At 39.9% G+C, this 20,042-nt stretch carries 18 protein-coding genes; 9 read left to right on the plus strand and 9 right to left on the minus strand.

Annotated features, from left to right (window positions below):
- Positions 1-7: 7 nt before the first annotated feature.
- Complete coding sequence (locus tag ACS604_RS10735) at positions 8-619, minus strand: DUF1285 domain-containing protein (RefSeq protein WP_004794931.1); 612 nt, start codon at positions 617-619, stop codon at positions 8-10.
- A gap of 186 nt (positions 620-805) precedes the next feature.
- Between ACS604_RS10735 and ACS604_RS10740 the strand changes: the two genes are divergently transcribed.
- Positions 806-2,518 carry an electron transfer flavoprotein-ubiquinone oxidoreductase gene (locus ACS604_RS10740; RefSeq protein WP_440202975.1) on the plus strand — a complete coding sequence of 571 codons (1,713 nt, stop codon included), beginning with the start codon at positions 806-808 and terminating at the stop codon, positions 2,516-2,518.
- 43 nt (positions 2,519-2,561) lie between these two features.
- Here ACS604_RS10740 and ACS604_RS10745 read toward each other — a convergent pair whose 3' ends face one another.
- Both ACS604_RS10745 and tusA read right to left on the minus strand, forming a co-directional pair.
- Positions 2,562-2,942 carry a hypothetical protein gene (locus ACS604_RS10745; RefSeq protein WP_474771735.1) on the minus strand — a complete coding sequence of 127 codons (381 nt, stop codon included), beginning with the start codon at positions 2,940-2,942 and terminating at the stop codon, positions 2,562-2,564.
- A gap of 124 nt (positions 2,943-3,066) precedes the next feature.
- The gene (gene tusA / locus ACS604_RS10750) at positions 3,067-3,324 is read right to left on the minus strand and encodes a sulfurtransferase TusA (RefSeq protein WP_002053527.1); all 258 of its coding nucleotides are present in this window, start codon (positions 3,322-3,324) and stop codon (positions 3,067-3,069) included.
- Between the two features lie 185 nt (positions 3,325-3,509).
- Here tusA and ACS604_RS10755 point away from each other — a divergent pair, with 185 nt between their 5' ends.
- Positions 3,510-4,349: an HlyC/CorC family transporter gene (locus ACS604_RS10755; RefSeq protein WP_009393056.1), complete on the plus strand. Its 840-nt coding sequence runs from the start codon at positions 3,510-3,512 to the stop codon at positions 4,347-4,349.
- Positions 4,346-5,905 (plus strand): apolipoprotein N-acyltransferase, encoded by a 1,560-nt coding sequence (gene lnt, locus ACS604_RS10760; protein WP_151964057.1) that lies wholly within the window; start codon positions 4,346-4,348, stop codon positions 5,903-5,905. The genes ACS604_RS10755 and lnt overlap by 4 nt, the downstream gene beginning before the upstream one ends.
- Before the next feature lies 1 nt (position 5,906).
- On the opposite strand, the gene ACS604_RS10765 is transcribed toward lnt, so the two are convergent.
- The 4 genes from ACS604_RS10765 to gspF all read right to left on the minus strand — a co-directional run bounded on the left by ACS604_RS10765 (position 5,907) and on the right by gspF (position 8,818).
- On the minus strand, positions 5,907-6,245 hold the full coding sequence (locus ACS604_RS10765) for a tRNA-binding protein (protein WP_174732444.1): 339 nt from the start codon (positions 6,243-6,245) through the stop codon (positions 5,907-5,909).
- Positions 6,246-6,390: 145 nt separating this feature from the next.
- Entirely contained in the window at positions 6,391-6,735 is a 345-nt protein-coding gene (locus tag ACS604_RS10770) for a hypothetical protein (protein ID WP_443271026.1), read from the minus strand.
- Positions 6,736-7,004: 269 nt separating this feature from the next.
- Positions 7,005-7,589, minus strand: a complete 585-nt coding sequence (gspG, locus tag ACS604_RS10775; protein WP_474771740.1) for a type II secretion system major pseudopilin GspG — start codon at positions 7,587-7,589, stop codon at positions 7,005-7,007.
- Between the two features lie 23 nt (positions 7,590-7,612).
- On the minus strand, positions 7,613-8,818 hold the full coding sequence (gspF, locus tag ACS604_RS10780; protein ID WP_005301929.1) for a type II secretion system inner membrane protein GspF: 1,206 nt from the start codon (positions 8,816-8,818) through the stop codon (positions 7,613-7,615).
- Between the two features lie 148 nt (positions 8,819-8,966).
- On the opposite strand from gspF, the gene ACS604_RS10785 reads away from it, so the two are divergent.
- The 6 genes from ACS604_RS10785 to ACS604_RS10810 all read left to right on the plus strand — a co-directional run bounded on the left by ACS604_RS10785 (position 8,967) and on the right by ACS604_RS10810 (position 16,349).
- A complete protein-coding gene (locus tag ACS604_RS10785; protein WP_474771742.1) occupies positions 8,967-11,195 on the plus strand; it encodes a primosomal protein N' in 2,229 nt (742 codons plus the stop codon).
- A 76-nt stretch (positions 11,196-11,271) separates the two neighbouring features.
- The gene (locus ACS604_RS10790) at positions 11,272-13,116 is read left to right on the plus strand and encodes a monovalent cation:proton antiporter-2 (CPA2) family protein (RefSeq protein ID WP_262771555.1); all 1,845 of its coding nucleotides are present in this window, start codon (positions 11,272-11,274) and stop codon (positions 13,114-13,116) included.
- Positions 13,117-13,279: 163 nt separating this feature from the next.
- Positions 13,280-14,155, plus strand: a complete 876-nt coding sequence (hslO, locus tag ACS604_RS10795) for an Hsp33 family molecular chaperone HslO (RefSeq protein WP_474771744.1) — start codon at positions 13,280-13,282, stop codon at positions 14,153-14,155.
- Between the two features lie 138 nt (positions 14,156-14,293).
- Complete coding sequence (locus tag ACS604_RS10800; RefSeq protein ID WP_004794957.1) at positions 14,294-14,905, plus strand: LysE family translocator; 612 nt, start codon at positions 14,294-14,296, stop codon at positions 14,903-14,905.
- 146 nt (positions 14,906-15,051) lie between these two features.
- Positions 15,052-16,008 (plus strand): DnaJ C-terminal domain-containing protein, encoded by a 957-nt coding sequence (locus tag ACS604_RS10805; protein WP_174740764.1) that lies wholly within the window; start codon positions 15,052-15,054, stop codon positions 16,006-16,008.
- An 11-nt stretch (positions 16,009-16,019) separates the two neighbouring features.
- Entirely contained in the window at positions 16,020-16,349 is a 330-nt protein-coding gene (locus ACS604_RS10810; protein ID WP_016139411.1) for a chaperone modulator CbpM, read from the plus strand.
- Between the two features lie 228 nt (positions 16,350-16,577).
- Here ACS604_RS10810 and ACS604_RS10815 read toward each other — a convergent pair whose 3' ends face one another.
- Together ACS604_RS10815 and pnp are read right to left on the minus strand one after the other, a co-directional pair.
- Positions 16,578-17,789 carry a magnesium transporter CorA family protein gene (locus tag ACS604_RS10815; RefSeq protein WP_107880648.1) on the minus strand — a complete coding sequence of 404 codons (1,212 nt, stop codon included), beginning with the start codon at positions 17,787-17,789 and terminating at the stop codon, positions 16,578-16,580.
- 85 nt (positions 17,790-17,874) lie between these two features.
- Positions 17,875-19,962, minus strand: coding sequence for a polyribonucleotide nucleotidyltransferase (gene pnp / locus ACS604_RS10820; RefSeq protein ID WP_171056879.1), 2,088 nt, complete (start codon positions 19,960-19,962; stop codon positions 17,875-17,877).
- Between the last annotated feature and the right edge of the window lie 80 nt (positions 19,963-20,042).

Below are 20,042 nucleotides of genomic sequence, written 5' to 3' on the forward strand. Positions count from 1 at the left end.
TTAAACCTCAAGTGCCTAATTGCAAGAGCAAATTACCACTTTTTAACTCTAAAACGGTCTCACCATTCTCTTTTTCGATGAGTGTTCCATAGTTCACTAAGTGATAAAAAGACTGACGTTGAATAAGCGCATTAATTCCAAAACGCACATGCACATAAGGACGCAACTCGCCTGCATATTCACGCATAAAAATTGGATGTTCGGCATCAACCAAAATCACATCTTGATTGGTCGTGGTCAGTTGTAAAAATTGATCACCTGAAATTTCAACTTGATCGACCTGATTGACTAATAAAGGTTCATCTTCAACCTCAATTTCAATTTGTTCTACGGGGGTTTTCAGGTAGAATTTCCCTTCTTCTTTCCATAGGACTTTGGTAAATAGATCTAATAGGGCTTGGCGCTTAATTAATTGACCTTCGTGCCACCATTCTCCATTGGCTTTAACCGTCAAATCCATTTTGCCGCAATGCTTTGGATGCCACTGCTCTAAAGGTGGAATTGACCTTTTGTGACTTTGCTGTACACCTTTTAAGTATTGTGCAATGTTCATTAAGTTTTTATCATCAGATAACGGTATTTTTCCCATATCCGATGGGGAATTATTTTGATTTACCATAGTTTATGCCTTGCTGACGAAAAAATATGACGACTCAGCCAATTGGCTAGATCATGGTTTAAAACTATACTAGCCAAAACGATAAAAGGCACAATAGCATATTTGCGCCTATGGATTAAAACACTCACGGCAGCACCGAATTTCTGAATATGACGGTTGCCACCTTTAAGTATTGAGGAGTCCTACATGGAACACATCGAACGTGAATCGATGGAGTTTGACGTTGTCATCGTAGGTGCAGGACCTGCCGGTCTGTCTGCTGCGATTAAGATCCGTCAATTAGCGATTGAAAAAAACTTACCCGATCTTTCTGTTTGTGTAGTTGAAAAAGGCTCTGAAGTAGGTGCGCATATCTTGTCTGGTGCTGTGCTTGAGCCACGTGCCATCAATGAACTTTTCCCAAACTGGAAAGAAGAAGGCGCGCCTCTTAACGTACCTGTAACTGAAGACAAGACATTCTTCTTACTTTCAGAAACCACTTCTAAAGAAGCACCTCACTGGATGGTTCCTAAAACCATGCACAATGATGGTAACTATGTTATCTCGTTAGGTAACGTTGTTCGTTGGTTAGGTCAAAAAGCTGAAGAACTAGAAGTTTCTATCTTCCCTGGTTTTGCTGCATCTGAAGTGCTTTACCATGAAGACGGTACGGTAAAAGGTATTCAAACTGGTGACATGGGTATTGGTAAAGATGGCGAACCAACGCATAACTTTACTCCAGGCTATGAACTTCACGCTAAATACACCCTCTTTGCTGAAGGTTGCCGTGGTCACTTAGGCAAACGCCTCATTGCTAAATACAATCTTGATAAAGATGCTGATCCACAGCACTACGGTATCGGGATTAAAGAGCTTTGGGAAATTGACCCAGCAAAACATAAGCCAGGCTTAGTCATGCATGGTGCTGGCTGGCCATTAGCTGAAACAGCTTCTTCAGGTGGCTGGTGGTTATACCACGCTGAAAACAACCAAGTGACTTTGGGTATGATCGTGGACTTGTCTTATGAAAATCCACACATGTATCCATTCATGGAAATGCAGCGCTGGAAAACTCACCCACTCATTAAACAGTATTTAGAAGGTGGTAAGCGTATTTCTTACGGCGCACGTGCTGTAGTGAAAGGCGGTTTCAACTCATTGCCTAAATTGACTTTCCCAGGCGGTTGCTTAATTGGTGATGACGCAGGTTTCTTAAACTTTGCAAAAATCAAAGGCTCACACACTGCCATGAAATCAGGCATGTTATGTGGTGAAGCTGTATTTGAAGCGATTGCTGCTGGTGTAGAAAAAGGCGGTGACCTCGCGATTGCGCGCGTTACTGAAGGCGAAGATTTATTCACTAAAGAATTAACTTCATACACTGACAAATTCAACAACAGCTGGTTAAAAGAAGAGCTTTATAACTCTCGTAACTTTGGCCCAGCAATGCATAAATTTGGTCAATGGATTGGTGGTGCATTTAACTTTATCGACCAAAACGTCTTTAAAGTTCCATTCACTTTACATGACCTGAAGCAAGACTTCGCTGTATTGAAAACTGTTGATGCAACTAGCTTTAAGCCAAACTATCCAAAACCGGATGGCAAGCTTACATTTGACCGTTTATCTTCTGTGTTTATCTCAAACACTGTACATGAAGAAAACCAGCCAGCTCACTTGAAGCTTACTGATCCTTCAATTCCAGTGAACGTAAACTTACCGAAATGGGATGAGCCTGCGCAGCGCTACTGCCCTGCTGGTGTTTATGAAATCATGGAAGATAATGATGGCTCTAAACGCTTCCAGATTAACGCAGCAAACTGTGTTCACTGTAAGACCTGTGACATTAAAGACCCATCTCAAAACATCACGTGGGTAACGCCAGAAGGCGGCGGTGGTCCAAACTACCCTAATATGTAATAAAAAAAGCCCCGATTATTCGGGGCTTCTTATTGGAATTCACTTATTGAAAAGGCGGTATTTTTGCTACGTTTAAATTAAGATTCTTTTTATAAAAAATAAATGTGCCTAATAAAAATAGGCCAAGAAAACCAAAGTTTCGCGCTAAATCGAAGCACCAATCCGATTTACCAAACAATAAATCAATAACTAACATAAGCCCCATAAAACTTGTATGCAAAATCAGACTCATCTTTATTTTTGGTTCGGGAGCAAAATGTGTATTTCTATAACCTAATAGAATTGAGCCAAAAATAATAACAGTAACTAAAATAATGGTGGCAAGAGTTTCAGATAACCAAGGGGTTTCTAGGTTTAATAAACCAGCAATAGAGAAAAACCAAAGAAAAATAAATAAGCTTCGTTTCACAAAATATTCATTCATTTTTATACGTCATTTATACTTAATTTTATAAATTATATAACGATTCTTATTTGTAAAAAATTATCATTTCAAATTAAATTATTAATGGCTTCTAATCGTCGTTATTAGAAGCCTCATTATTGTATTACCCTTTCTTCACCAAATAATGAAATTCTTTATGACCATTTTCATCTAAGCGTTCTTCTTGCAACAACAACTCATGGCCTAAATGCATACAAAATTTAGGAATATCCCACGAGGTCGAATTATCTGTTGCGAACACTTCAACCACATCGCCAGATTTAGATTTGCGGATGGCTTGATGCAACATCATGACAGGTTCCGGACAACGTAAACCACGCGTATTGAGTTGTACAGTAGGTGAAATGGGTTGCTCTGACATAACAAACTCGAACAAATAGAATTTTCACATTTTAGCATAAACAAATTACTGCGCTGTTAACTGTAACTGGCTTTTACATAACAATATGCGTTTTGTCTTTTAGCTTGTTTTATAGATGCATAAGCATCTTTTCTTCGGTATGATTCAAAGTATTCATTTGATAGATTGAGTCTTTAGGAAAGATCATGCAAGAGGAACCAGGTCCGTCGTGGGGAATGCGCGGCTTACGAAAATGGTTAGGTACAGCACCAGAAACCCGTGATGAATTATTAAAATTAGTCCAAAATTCACGCCGCTTTTTAGAACCAGATACTGTTGCCATGCTTGAAGGCGTTCTTGACCTTCCAGCTACAAAAATTCGTGAAGTCATGACACCACGAACAGCAATGATCAGTTTGCAAGAAGATGATCAATTACTTGATATTCTTGATGTATTGGTTGAGTCTGCTCACTCACGCTTTCCAGTCTTCTCTTCTGATCAGCCTGATAATGTTGTCGGGATTTTGCTCGCAAAAGATTTACTGCCATTTCTAACCGAACCTAATACCAAAGTCGATATTCGCGTTCTTATGCGTCAACCCTTATTTGTTCCAGAAAGTGCGCGTTCCGATCAGGTTCTACGCATGTTGAAACATACTCAGACTCACATTGCTATTGTGATTGATGAATATGGTTCAACTGCGGGTCTTGTGACGCTCGAAGATATTCTTGAAGAAATCGTTGGCGAAATTGAAGATGAACATGACACTGCTGATGAAGATGCCCAGTACATTGTTCCAGACAATGACCATACCGTAGCAAATGCATGGATGGTGCAAGCACTTACACCAATCGAACATTTCAATACTGTTTTAGATGCTGATTTTTCTGACGATGAAGTAGAAACTGTCGGCGGTTTATTGCTTCAAGAGATTGGTCTGGTAAGTGATTTACAAGGTCAAACTGTTGAGCTTGGAAATTGGTTATTTACAATCGTTGAAGCAGATGCCCGCACTATTCATCTGATTCGAGCTGTACGTCAATGAGAGCATACTTTGAAAAGCTGTTAGATTCTTCGCAACAACAAAAACAGCTTCCTTTAATTTTTCCTTTACTCATTGCTTTATTTTCAGGTGCCGTGTTCAGTTTTTCACTGGCACCTTATTATTGGTGGTGGTTGGCAATATTATCTCCAGCCCTACTCTACGCATCACTACATAAACGCTCAGCTAAACAAGCATTTGCGATTGGTTGGAGCTATGGCTTCGGCTTATGGTTTGTAGGCGCTTTTTGGCTCTACACTTCCATCCATGTATATGGCGACACCAATGCTTTTCTAAGCGTGGGTATGATCGCTGTTATGGCCCTTGTGATGGGCTTATTTACCGCACTTCAGACTTGGGTTTACCGACGTTTCTTCCCTGAAACGCCACTGACTTTTGCACCGCTCTGGATTGTTTTCGAGTGGGCAAAAACTTGGGTATTTACAGGTTTTCCATGGCTGTTTGTGGGTTACGCTTTTACTGAACGTCTACTCGATGGTTACGCACCTCTATTCGGTATTTACGCAATTTCCTTCGTTGTCATTGTATTAGCATGTGCTTTAGTTGAAGTTCTGCGCAAACGTATTTTCTGGGTTATCCCGTCTGCCCTATTGGTTTTAGGCGCATGGGGAGCATCATATATACAGTTTGTAAAACCTAAAGCTGCTAAACCACTTAGCGTTTCGCTCATTCAAGGCAACATTCCACAAGATTTAAAATGGTTGACTGAATATCAAGTTAGAACATTAGAAATTTACGCTGGTCTGACTCAATCTGAATGGGGCCGTGACTTAATTGTATGGCCTGAATCATCAATTCCACTCTTCCAAACTGATATTGAACCGTTTTTGGATGCAATGGATGCCCAAGCTAAAAAAAACCACACTGCATGGGTAACCGGAATTCCCTACTGGGATGTTACCAAATCTCATGAAGTTGGTAGCCCGCTGTATTACAACAGTATTATGGCTTCTGGTAGCGACTCAAGCGGTCTCTATAAAAAGCAGCGTCTTGTGCCGTTTGGTGAATATATTCCACTGTCAGGTTTACTCTCATGGGTATTACCAGCCATGCAAAATGATATTAGCATGAGCGGTTTTTCACGTGGGGAGAGTAACCAGAAACCCCTCATGATCAAAGGACATGCGCTTGCTGCTGCGATTTGTTATGAAGTGGCTTATCCGAACCTTACCCGACGTAATGCAGAAGACAGCGACTTCTTGGTTACTGTATCTAATGACGCTTGGTTTACGGGTACTGCTGGGCCGTGGCAACATTTACAGATGGTGCAGATGCGTGCTAAAGAAAATGGACGTTGGTTTATTCGTGCAACCAACACAGGTGTAACAGCTTTTATTGATCAAAATGGCCATATCACTGAACAAGCTCCGCTCGATAAAGAGTTTGTCTTGAGAGGTGATTTACCTGCCATGCAAGGTCAAACCCTTTATAACCGTTTAGGTGATTATCCAGTGTTAGGATTTGCAGTATTACTGCTGATTTTAGGTTGGGTGTATCGTCCACGTAAAGTTGACGTTTCTTTTAAATCACGTCGCTAAATTATAATAGCTTTGTACCCAGAGGAACTTCAAACTCTGGGATACAAAGTGCGACATCCCCATCTGCGTTATGAAACCCTGTCACCAAGCATTCTGACTGAATAGGCCCTATTTGTTTTTTAGGGAAATTCACCACAGCAACAACTAATTTACCTATCAAATCTTGTGGCTGATAGAGCTTGGTAATCTGTGCACTTGATTTACGTACACCCAATTCTTCACCAAAATCTACCTGCAAAATATAGGCAGGTTTACGCGCCTTTTCAAAAACTTCAGCTTGAATAATTTTACCAACGCGAAGCTCTACTTTTAAAAAATCATTCCACTCGATTTGTTCCATTTACTTTTTCTCATGTTCTTAAATATCTGATTTGAAGCATATAATATGTACAAATAAAGAAACACCCTCTTTTTATTTCCAGTTAAAAAATAAAACGTAGATGTTGAGTCTACGTTTTATTTAAAAATTTGGTTTTAAAATATCATTAAAAAGCGATAGATAGTTCCAAAGATAAATAAGCAACTAAGCTTGATAAAAAGGCCATTGGGACATAACGATAAGCTTTAAACAGTAATTGCTCATATTGAGTAGATATTTGTTTAACTTGCCAGACACTCGCTTTTAATGCGGTAAAGAAGCTCACCATCAACCATGCACTCACAATACTTAATGCAAAGAAGCCAATCATAATTTGGCTACTTCCCTCTGTACTCAGCCATAGCTTTAATGAAAATTCAGCAAGCGGCAATAAACCCAAAATCAATAGGACAGACTTGAGCATTACCCAATGAAACTGAGTCAGTTCATCTAATATGAGAAATGCTTTCATTTAATCTCTCCTTTTTAATTGAATAAAGTGCTTTTTATTTATTATGCAAAGCTTTTATTTAAATATATAGCTTATTTTTCTCTACATTTTAACTTTCTTGTAACTATTAAATATGGGAATAATTCTTATTATAAATCTCAAATATCATTATTAATTTTAATTTATATTTTTCAAATATTTATTATATTTTCCTGATTGAGAGAGATTATCAATTCGAATTTATCGGTTTATCTTTTTAACTGAATTGATAATCTCTACTATATTTTCAATTAAGGCTGATAATAAATATCCGCATCATTACCCTCACCACCATCTTTGCCATCTGCGCCAAATGAATACAAATCAAAAGCGCGACCATCCGCCCCTGGAATTACATATTGAACATCGTTTTTCCAACTGTCTTTAGGATAACCACCTTTTACATAGCCACCTGGCATCCAGTTTTTCGCTGTTGCAGGTTGATTAACTAAAGCATCTAGTCCGCCTTCTTGCATGGTTGGGAAATGTCCATTATCAAGCTTGTACTGATCTAAAGCACCAGCTACACCTTTTAATGTAATTTGGGTGGTATCAATTTTAGCTTTTTCACTACGCCCCATGACATTGGGTACGATTAACGCTGCTAACACGCCTAAAATTACAATCACGACCATCACTTCAATGAGGGTAAATCCTGAGGCACGTTTCATTCGAGCACCGCTCGAACGTGCCGCAAGTCCGAAAGCTGTGCTTGAGGAGCAAACATCTGATTGAGAGTTATGCTCGGAATGGCACGTTGGCTCAAACTGATTTGAAACCGCAGATTCACTATGTTGTTCCATCGCTATTTCGCTTTGAATATTTTTTACTTTCATCATTATCTCTAATATCAAAGTTATTAAATCATATTGTTCATATTTACGATTGGCAGCATAACCGCGATTACAATAACCAGTACAATGCTTGCCATTAGAACCAGCATAAGTGGTTCAAGTAATGCCAGTAAGGTTGAAATAAATGTTGTAACCTCACGGTCTTGCATGGTCGATGCACGTTCTAACATGCGGTCCAGTTCGCCTGATGCCTCACCACTTCGAATCATTTGTACCATCATTGGTGGGAAATAACCACTACGCTCAAGCTGTGTACCCAAGTTACCACCTTCGGTAACACGCTCAGCTGCATGGGCAATTGAATCGCGTATGACCCAATTACTGGTCACTGCTGCACCAATCTTTAAGGCATCGACCAAAGGTACGCCTGAACGAGTCAAAATAGATAATGTACTGGCAAATCGTGCAGAATTAATACCACGGGATAGTTTACCGAATAATGGCAATTTGAGTGTTAATCGATCAAAAGCATAATGCCCAGCAGTCGTTTTTAAAAATCTTACGAATGCGACAATTCCCACAACTGCAAAAATAATAATAAACACCCAAGCATGACGGATAAAATCACTGGCTTTCATTAAAGCAACTGTAATCCACGGCAAGGCATCTTTACTTTGGTCAAACGTTTTTACAATCTCTGGCACAACGTAAGTCATTAAACCCATCACAATACCAAAAGACATCAGCATTAAAATGATTGGGTAAATCATGGCGCCCTGAACTTTCTTTTGCATGGCAAAACGGTTTTCGGTGTAATCCGAGAGCTGATCTAAAATCAGATCTAAATGCCCAGAACGCTCACCAGCGGCAACCGTTGCAATATAAAGGTCTGGAAACCGTCCAGATTGCTGCATCCCTTGTGCGAGTGAATGCCCTTCTAAAACGCGAGAACGGACAGATAATAAAAGGTTTTGCACATGCGGTTTTTCACTTTGCCTGCTCACCGCACGTAAAGCTTCTTCTAGAGGAATGGCCGCTGCAACCAAAACAGATAGTTGTCTGGTCATGAGCGCTAAATCATAAGCACTAAACTTTTTTTGGAATAACCCCTGACTCTGATGTTTATCTTTTTGTTCAACAGGGTCAACACTAATTGGTGTCCATGCTTTATCGCGTAATTGTTGGCGAATCTGGCGTGCTGAATCTCCTTCAAGCACTCCTTTTTGCTGCTTCCCTGAAGCATCAATGGCAGTAAATTGATATGCAGGCATGGTAATGTTCTAATTTTCCAAAAATAATAGTCGCTGCTGTTGCATCTATGCTACGCAATCATTCATATTCGTTCTATAGCCTGTGTAGAATACCCAAGTCCTCTTCACGACGCTATGCCGTTTTTTAAAATTGACGAAATGAGCCTCTATGACCATAACGCCAAAGCCTGATTCAGTTGTTTATCGTGTGCGTGTAGCCGTACCTGTGCATCTGTACGACACTTTTGACTATACACTCACCCAAGCACAATATGAACGGGCTCACGTAGGCTCACGCGTCGCCATTTCATTTGGACGCCAAAACCTGATTGGCATCATTACAGAAAAAGTGAACCCAAATGAATCATTTACAGGTACCTTTCAGCTTAAAACCATTTCTGAACTTTTAGATGAAGAACCAATTTTAGATGAACAAGTTTTAAGTTTATTGACATGGTCCGCACAATATTACCAATTTCCAATTGGTGAGGTCATGCAAACCGCCCTACCTGCATTATTGCGTCAGGGCAAACCGATGGATGTTTTGTTCCATCTTTGGAAAATCACACCCTGTGACAATGTTGAAGCCCTACTAAAGCGTTCTGTTAAGCAACAAGATGCGTATCAAATTTTAAAATTACATCCTGCCGGAACTACAGAAAATATTCTCAATTTAAGTGGTGTAGAAACAGCAACACTTAAAGCGCTTCAAAAGAAAGGACTGGTTGACTGCACGCTCGAACCACACGACTTTAGCCCGACACCTGTTCAATTAGCCCAAATGCCGCTCACGCTAAATGAAGACCAAAAGCAAGCAACCCAGCACGTCGTAAACGCACAACATCAATACCAAGCATTTTTGCTAGATGGTTTAACAGGAAGTGGTAAAACTGAAGTTTATCTGCACATCATGCACGAGGTGCTAAAGCAAGGTAAACAAGTACTGGTATTAGTACCTGAAATTGGTTTAACCCCTCAAACGATTTCCCGTTTTAAGTCTCGTTTTAACTGTGATATTGCTTTATTGCACTCTGGCTTAAATGACTCCAAACGCTTACAAGCATGGCAACAGGCACAGACCGGAAAAGCGTCTATTATTTTAGGAACGCGCTCTGCCATCTATACGCCACTGCCACGTTTGGGCCTCATCATTTTAGATGAAGAGCATGATTTGTCTTATAAACAGCAAGAAGGCTTCCGTTACCATGCACGTGATGTCGCACTGTACCGCGGTCACTTGCAAAGCTGCCCTGTTATTTTAGGTTCAGCAACGCCAAGTATTGATAGTTATTATTTGGTCGAGACTGGCAAATTAACTACACTGCAACTCAACAAACGTGCTGGACATGCACTTTTGCCTAAAATGCATTTGATAGACCTTAAAATTGTCAAAAAACAGCATGGAATTAGCCAGCCCCTTATTGAACAAATCAAACATACATTAGCTAGAAAAGAACAGGTTTTAATCTTTTTAAACCGTCGCGGCTATGCACCTGTACTGGTTTGTGAAAGCTGTGGATGGCAAGCAAATTGCCCACATTGCGACGCACATTTTACTTTGCACACTCAGCCTTATTCTTATTTACATTGTCACCACTGCGGAACCATTCATCGCTTACCCGATCATTGCCCTGAATGTCAGCAAAAAAGCTTAAAAACTTTAGGTGCAGGAACCGCTAAGGTTGAAGAGCACTTACAAGAATTATTTCCAGAGCATGATGTTATTCGGGTTGATCGTGACAGTACCAGTCGTGTCGGGAGCTGGCAAAAAATCTATGACCGTATTCATCAAAACAAACCAACAATTTTACTCGGCACTCAAATGTTGGCAAAAGGCCATCATTTTCCACATGTCACATTAGTTGCCATTTTAGATATTGATGCAGGTTTACTCAGCGTAGATATTCGTGCGCCAGAACGTACGGCGCAGTTGATTGTGCAAGTTGCTGGTCGTGCAGGTCGTGGTGAACACAAAGGCCATGTTTACTTACAAACCTTAAGACCTGATCATCCGTTACTCACCACACTCATTGAAAAAGATTATCGGGCAGTTGCCAAACAAACGCTGGCTGAACGTAAAGTTGCTTTGCTACCGCCTTATCGCTATGCCGTACTCATTCGTGCAGAGTCCAAAGATCGAGACTATACCTTACAATTTTTAAATGAAGCTGCCGAGCAACTTCGCCAAGTCGCTGGTGAGATTGTTGATATTTGGGGACCTATTCCTGCACCGATGGAACGTAAAGCGGGACGCTATCGTGCTCACATGGTTATTTTATCTGCTGATCGTGCTCGCTTACATTTTTACTTAAGACAATGGTGGTCTCAATTGGTTCATGCACCAAGACAGCATCAACTCAGGCTATCAATTGATGTCGATCCGCAAGAATTTAATTAGATGATTTGAATATCATGGTGTGAAGAAGCCTTTTTGGCTTTACACTTAAAAGAGACTAATACATTCGAGGCAATGAATGTCATTCCTACTGCAAGCAACAATCTTTCTTGGAGCTTCTCTGATTTTAGTCCCTCTTGGCAAACGCCTAGGGATAGCAACAGTTTTAGGTTATTTATTTACAGGAATACTTCTAGGTCCTAGTGTTTTAAATATTGCACATGACCCTGAAGCAATTATGGAACTTGCCGAATTCGGTGTCATTTTATTGATGTTCCTGATTGGTTTAGAACTAAGACCACAGCGGTTGTGGGAAATGCGTGACTCTATTTTTGTAATGGGAAGTCTGCAAGTCCTCATTAGCGGTGGCGTACTTATGCTGATCATACTATTACTCTTTAAGCAGCAGCTTTCTGTTAGCTTTGTCATTGGTTTTGCCCTTGCACTGTCTTCTACCGCTTTTGTATTACAGCTTCTGACTGAAAAGCAGCAACTCAACACCACTTATGGTCAGCAGTCTTTTTCGATTTTGCTCTTTCAAGATATAGCGGCGATTCCCTTACTTGCCATCATTCCATTATTGGCAGGAACAGAATCAACCCATCACGGGATCGCTTATTTTGCGGCGATTATTGCGACCTTTACAGGCTTGTTTCTGTTTAGTCGCTATGTGATGCGTCCATTTTTCCGTTTTGTTGCCAAAAGTGGAGCGACTGAACTTATTACAGCAGTAGGATTATTTATTATTCTTGCTGTTGTCTTGCTTATGGATACTCTAGGAATTAGCACCACATTAGGCGCGTTCCTTACAGGCGTATTATTAGCAGATTCAGAATTTCGTCACGAAGTTGAAGCGAGTATTGCACCGTTTAAAGGTTTACTACTTGGCTTATTCTTTATGACCGTGGGTATGACCACCCAACTGTCACTACTCATTGAAATGCCTTTACTTATTATTGGTGGAGCAATCGGCTTATTGCTCATCAAAACACTGATATTGACTGCCATTGCCCGCTATAAAAAATACAGTTGGAACAATAGTTTACTTTTAGGTACTTGCTTGGCACAAGGCGGAGAATTTGCTTTTGTAATTCTGAGTCTTGCCAAAAGTGAGAAGATTTTAACTCAAGCTCTATTAGAGCCAGTGACTCTTATTGTGACGTTGTCGATGGTACTTACCCCAGTGATTTACTGGATTATGGCAACCAAGGTCATTCCTCTGTTTAATAAGGAACGCCCACCTGAGTACGATGAAATTCCTCAGCAGGATAACCCGATTATCATTGCTGGTTTTGGCCGATTTGGACAAATTATCGCGCGTATTGCCCGTCTGCAACATTTAGGCTTTACCGCAATCGATAATAATCTTCATCAAGTGGACTTTGTTCGTCGATACGGCGGTAAGCTTTATTATGGCGATGTGACCCAGCCAGATTTATTGCGTTCGGCGGGTATTGAAAAAGCCAAAGTATTTATTTTAGCGATTGATGATGTTGAAGATTCAATGAATGTCGCTCGCCATCTTAGATTAAATTATCCAAACTTAAAGCTGTTGGCTCGTGCTCGTGACCGCCACCATGTACATCTTTTAAGAGATTTAGGCGTTGAATACATTTGGCGTGAGACGTATTTATCTTCATTAGGAATGGCTTATCGCGCCTTACGAGAACTCGGTATCTCAGATGAACAAGCTTATAACAATATCGAAATCTTTCGGGATTATGATGAGAAATTGCTCATACAGCAGCAAAGTATTTATACTGATGAACAGAAGATCTTTGAAACACATCGAAATGCCTTAGCCGAACTTGAACATTTGTTTGAAAGTGATGCGCAACAACAGGCTACATCAAAACATGATGTTAATTTAAAGCGTCATTTACAACCAAATCGCATCGACATTACAAGAGATCATCTAGAATAACTTGAGATTTCAGAAAATGGCTATATTAAGGACTTATTCACATTGCCTAAATAATTGGACAATGGGCACAAAGCTGCCCCTGTCCGGCTTGCGGCTTCGCTGCATTTCCTGAGCTTGATTAAAACGAAATAGTTATACTCTGCTTAGGGCCCTGGAGAATATTATGTCTGATTTACGCCAACGCTTTTATATAGAGAACTTTCCAGTACGTGGGGAAGTAGTTCATCTAGAAGAAGCATTACAAACTATCTTAGCTCAACGTGACTATATGCCTGCAGTTAAAATTCTGCTAGGTGAAATGTTGAGTGCGACTGCATTACTTGCAAGTACACTAAAAATCAAAGGCCGTATCAGCTTGCAAATTCAGGCTAGCGGCACCTTTAAGTGGGCAATGGCTGAATGTAATCATTTGGGTGAAGTACGTGCTTTAGCTGATTATGAAACAGACCCACGTTTCCTTGAAGCAACAGACAGTAGTACAGTTCTTGGCGCTTTAGTTAATCCAGTTTTATTTATTAATATTGAACCTGAATTTGGCGAGCGTTATCAAGGGATTGTCCCTCTTGATCAAAAAACTTTAGCTGGCTGTTTAATGCAGTATTACGATTTGTCTGCACAAATTCCAACTCGCATTGTGTTAGCAAGTACAACTAAACGCTCTGGTGGTTTACTGATTCAGCTTTTACCACGTCATGATGAAGAAGAGCAAAACTTGGTCGATGAAGATTTATGGCCACGCTTGACAATGTTGACCGAAACATTAAAGGCCGAAGAGCTGACCAATTTAGATGCAAACGAAATTTTATATCGTTTATATAACGAAGAAGAAGTTCGTTTACCAGAAATTGAAGCACTAAAATTTGGCTGTACATGTTCAAAAGAACGCTGTGCAAATGCGCTGATTCAAATTGGTGTAGACGCTGTTCATGAAACCTTAGAAGAACAGAACCCTATACGTATGGATTGTCAGTTCTGTAATACTCAATACACCTTTACAGCTGAAGAAGCTTTAGCATTATTTGGTGAACATTTAAGTTAATTATTAAAATTTATAAAAAGGCGGATATACCGCCTTTTTTATTTACCTTTATTTTTTGATGATAATTTTCAACATGTTAATTTAAATAGGATAAGATAAGGCTACTTTATAGCCTAATAAATAAGATGCCTAAATACCATGAATTATTTTGATTATTTTCTCTTTATTTTTAGCGTAGTTATTATGATTGCGACCCCTGGCCCCGTCATGATTTTAGTTGCAAGCGCTGGACTTAAAGGAGGCTATAAAAAAGCACTTGAAACCATTTTTGGTACAAATCTAGCATCCCTTGTCTTAATTTTTATTTCAGTACTCGTTTTAAAGGGAGTACTGAGCGTTAACGATAGTTATCTCAATATCATTCGTATTTTAGGCTGCCTATATATTGGTTATTTGGGTTTTAGTATTCTCAAAGAAGTCATTCAAGCACCTCACCCAGAAGCAATACAAACAGTTTCAGCACAAAATGGCGGCTTTAAAAAAGGCTTTCTCGTCGGTATTTCAAACCCTAAAGATATTATTTTTTTCTCGGCTTTCTTCCCGCAATTCGTCTCTATTACCCCCCAATTAAATTTAAGTCTAACCATACTGACCCTGACATGGATTGTTTTAGACTTCCTCACTTTATCTTTGGTTTATATATTCTTCCGTCGCCTATCTAACAGTCATTTATACCCAAAAATATTAGGGCTATGCGGTTTATTACTTTTACTTATTGCCCTTTACGGCTTATATCAAAGTTTTATCTAAATCATGAAAGGTATGGGCCTCATTTGCCTATATCTTTTTCTATTAATTTCATTTAGGAATAGAACAACTCTTATACAATCTAGCTTATTGAAAACTCTAAAAATCGTTTCATAATGAAATAAACAACTCCATCGTGATAAAACATTATGGCAAAAAATTATTATGAAGAATTAGGGGTTACACGCAAAGCCTCTGCTGATGAAATTAAAAAAGCTTATCGGAAACTAGCCCGTAAATATCATCCTGACATCAGCAAAGAAAAAGATGCTGAAGAAAAGATGCAGGCGATTAATGTTGCCTACGACACGTTAAGCAATGCAGAAAAAAAAGCTGAATATGACCAGATGTTAGATCACCCTCAAGGTTTTAATAACTTTGGTCAGGGTGCTGCACAAGGTGGTTTTGATGGAGCACAGTTTTATCGCCAAGGCTTTACAGGCGGTGAGCAAGCAGACTTTAGTGGTTTTGAAGATTTATTTGGTCGCTTTGGTGCGGGCTTTGGTGGTGGGCAACAGCAACACCAAAGACAGCAGCGTAGTTATCGCGGTGAAGACCAACATGCCAGCATAGAGGTTGATCTTGATATTGCCTATCATGGATCAACGCAACAAATTACCCTGCAAATCCCGACCATGAATGCTTATGGTGAGCCTGAAGTTCAACGCAAAACCTTGCAGGTAAAAATACCAAAAGGTATGAAAGAAGGTCAGCAAATCCGCTTAAGTGGACAAGGACAAAGTGGTATTAATGGCGGTGCCAACGGCGATCTTTATATTGAAATTCAGTATAAAGATACAGACCGCGTTCATGTTGAAGGTAGCGATGTATATTTGACTGTAGATGTAGCGCCGTGGGAAGCTGCGTTAGGTCAAGGTATTGAAGTAAAAACACCTGCTGGACCTTTAAACGTCAATTTACCTCACAACGCAAAACAAGGACAGCAACTACGTTTAAAAGACAAAGGGATACCAAATAAAACGCCAGGGCATCTGTATTTAATTTTAAATATTGTATTCCCACCAGCACATTCTGAAAAAGAAAAAGAAGCGTATCAGCAATTGGCAGAAGCCTTTGCTTCATTCGAACCTCGTTCATCTCATTAGGGAGCAAGATCATGACAACCATTCATTATCGCGAAATTGTATATGACGGCCATACCTTTAGTGCGGAGGTCGTTGATGAACAATCTACATTTGACCTACAACAATTTGCTCAAGCTTGTGGTCAAAGCCCTGACTGGATTATTCAGTTAATTGAATATGACATTTTATCTGTCGACAATACGCCTGAAGCACATCAGTTTATGGGCGAAGATGTCGCACGTGCACGTAAAGCATATCGTCTGCAACGTGACTTTGACGCAAGTTTGGCAGCAGTTGCGGTGATGCTAGATTTGATTGATGAAGTACAACAACTTAGAAAACAGTTGAAGCATTTTCATTAAGATTTTTTCTCAATAGCTTTTTCAAAAAGGCATGAGCTAACGTGATGGGCGGCATGGATGCCGCCTTTTGGACTGCGGTAATATGGATGTACCGTTAGTCCAATAAAGGGGTTTTGTTACTTTTGCCCAGTCAAAAGTAAGGATACGCCTATACAAAAAACATCTAATTCATCCTTAAATTTGAGGCAGTACTAACAACTCAAATTTACTGATTTTTGAAAATTCTTATTACTTCAACCGAGTAATCTTCTCTAATTCCTTCACAGTCTGTTTAATCGGCTCATATTCCAAAAACCAAAACAAATTCATCCGATCTTGACGATGCTGTTGAGCCAGTAAATCAATCACACTTTTTTCACCACGCCCAACCAAGTGCTGCCGATAAAAATAGTACAGAAGCAAAATCGTACTCAGTAGCATGACCCCTAACATAATCCAGAAACCAACTGGTGATTTAAGACCAGGAATAAACTCAAAATTCATTCCATAAATGCCCGTTAAAAGGGTGAGCGGCGCAAAAACTGCCGTGATAATTGCTAGAATCCGCATGTTTTCATTGGTTTGGTTTGCAATAGCAGAAAAATGCAAATCAATGGCCGACTGAATTGCGCTACGTAACCGTAAAGTATGTTTCTGAATACGTTCCACATGACTCATTAAATCATTTAAACGAACCAGTAAAATATCTTGTGAATTGCGGATATGTCCACCAACCACATGATGGTAATTTTCTACAATTTCATCTCGAAATTCTTGAAGGGTTTCGATTTGTTCTTCACATAAATTTTCGACCTGTTGAAAGGCCATATTTTCATGGAATAACTGGTGCCATTGTTTAAAACGACGATTACCCTGTAATAGTTGTTGCTGCCAATGCTCGACTCTTCTCGTCAATGGTGAACGGATATCAAGATAACCATCAACCATACTATTTAACAAGCGTAACGATAAATCGACGGGTGAATTCGGTAATTTACGGGTTTTGTTTTGTTCTTCTAAAGTTTTACATAAAATATTTTCGAGACGTTGAATATAGTTTTCAATCGACTTATTGCCCTGCTCACGCACGCTAATCAGTACATCAGGCGTCAAGATAAAACTGATGGGTGTCGTCGCTAATCCAAAAACACTATCTTGGGATTCAGCATGTTTAATTTCATCATCAGGTGTAACCAGCTTTTTAAAAATGAGCAGGTCATATTCTTCAAGTGTGTCAAATGCACAGGGATGTTCAATATTGGCAATATCCCGCATATGAAACTCATTAATAACCACACCCGAAAGCTGATGAATCCTTTGTTGCCATTCTTCGTTATGATTCACCACATCCGTTCTGACACTGTCAATCCAGAAAAACTCCAGAACATGTTCACTATGCTGTTCTCGGCTTAAAAAGACATAGCCGTCAGCTTGATGGCGATAAAAATAATAAACCTGCATACCACAACGATCTGTTTTTATATTACTTGCATCATGCCATAAAAAAAGTCCGCATCAAGCGGACTTTTTCATGTCACTAGAACAATTATGCTTGTTCAATGTCTTTCATAGTCAATTTAATACGACCACGATTATCAACATCAGCAACTTGTACTTTCACTTCCTGACCTTCTTTAAGAACGTCAGTTACGTTCGCAATACGTTCATTTGAAATTTGCGAAATGTGAAGAAGACCATCAGTACCCGGCATGATATTTACAAACGCACCGAATTCTACAATACGGATTACTTTACCGTCATAGATCTTACCTGGTTCAACTTCAGCAGTAAGTGCTTGAATTTTTGCAATCGCAGCACGAGCAGCAGCTTTAGTTTCACCAAATACGCGAACTGTACCGTTATCTTCAATATCAATTGCAGCTTTAGTTTCTTCAGTAATGGCACGAATCGTTGCGCCGCCTTTACCAATAACATCACGGATCTTGTCTGGATTGATGTTAATCACTTCAAACGTCGGTGCATGAGCACTGATTTCAGCACGAGCACGTGAAATTACTTTATTCATTTCATTAAGGATGTGCATACGACCAGCAAATGCTTGGTTTAATGCAACTTCCATAATTTCTTCAGTGATACCTTCAATCTTGATGTCCATTTGAAGCGCAGTAATACCGTTTGCAGAACCTGCTACTTTAAAGTCCATATCACCTAAGTGATCTTCATCACCCAAGATGTCAGAAAGTACTGCAAAACGCTCACCTTCTTTCACTAAGCCCATTGCGATACCAGCAACTGGTGCTTTAAGTGGAACACCTGCATCCATAAGTGATAATGATGCACCACATACAGAAGCCATTGAAGATGAACCGTTAGATTCAGTAATGTCAGATACGATACGGATTACGTACGGGAAGCGGTCAGCAGCAGGAAGAACAGCTTGAACACCACGACGTGCTAAACGACCATGACCGATTTCACGACGCTTAGGGCCAGACTCACGACCAGTTTCACCTACAGAGTATGCAGGGAAGTTGTAGTGCAACATGAAGTTGTCAGTTTTAGTACCTGACAATGTATCAACCATTAATGCATCACGAGTATTACCCAAAGTTGTTGTTACCAACGCTTGAGTTTCACCACGTGTAAATAATGCAGAACCGTGAGCGCGGTCTAATACACCAACTTGAACGTCGATACCACGAACAGTTTTAGTATCACGGCCATCAATACGTGGTTTACCTGACAAGATGTTGTCACGTACTGTACGGTATTTAAGGTCTTCAAATAATTCATTTACTTCGTCAGCAATACCAGTTTCGTCATTTTCAGGAACGAACTGAGCTACAGCTTCTGCATAAAGTGCATCAAGTGCTGCATAACGGTCTTGTTTAACCGCAATTGTATATGCTTCAGAAATTTTAGCTTCGAAAGCTGCTTTTAATTGCTCAAGAAGTGCTTCGTTTTTGCTTGGAGCAACCCAAGTTGATTCAACTGCACCAGCAGCAGCAGCAAATTCTTTAATTGCTTGAATCGCGATTTGCATTTCGTCATGACCGAAAAGCACAGCACCAAGCATTTGGTCTTCTGAAAGCTCTTTCGCTTCAGATTCAACCATTAATACAGCAGATTCTGTACCAGCAACAACAAGGTCAAGATCACTTTCTTTCAACTGTTCAAAGTTCGGGTTAAGAACATATTCACCGTTGATTAAACCAACACGTGCGCCACCGATTGGACCACGGAAAGGAGTACCAGCAATAGATAATGCTGCTGATGTACCAAGCATTGCTGCAATATCAGCATCCATAGTTTTGTCAGAAGAAACAACTGTTGCTGTTACTTGGATTTCGTTGAAGTAACCTTCTGGGAACAATGGACGAATTGGACGGTCAATAAGACGTGAAATTAAAGTTTCAGCTTCAGAAGCACGGCCTTCACGCTTACCGTAACCACCAGGGATACGACCAGCTGCATATTGTTTTTCTTGATAGTTAACTGTTAACGGGAAGAAGTCTTGACCCGCTTTTGCTTTAGGTTGAGCAACAACTGCAACTAAAACAGTTACGCCACCCATTGTAATTAAAACTGTGTTTGCTTGACGTGCAACGCGACCCGTCTCTAAAACGACTTGATGTTGACCGAATTGGAATTCTTTACGAACGATATTAAACATTGACATGTATTGTATTTTCCTAATTTTATTCTAGTGAGACCCCTAAGGTTTGGCATTCAGACTACAACTGTTGGTAGATA

The sequence above is a fragment of the Acinetobacter sp. Li1LvA2 genome, from assembly GCF_056156705.1.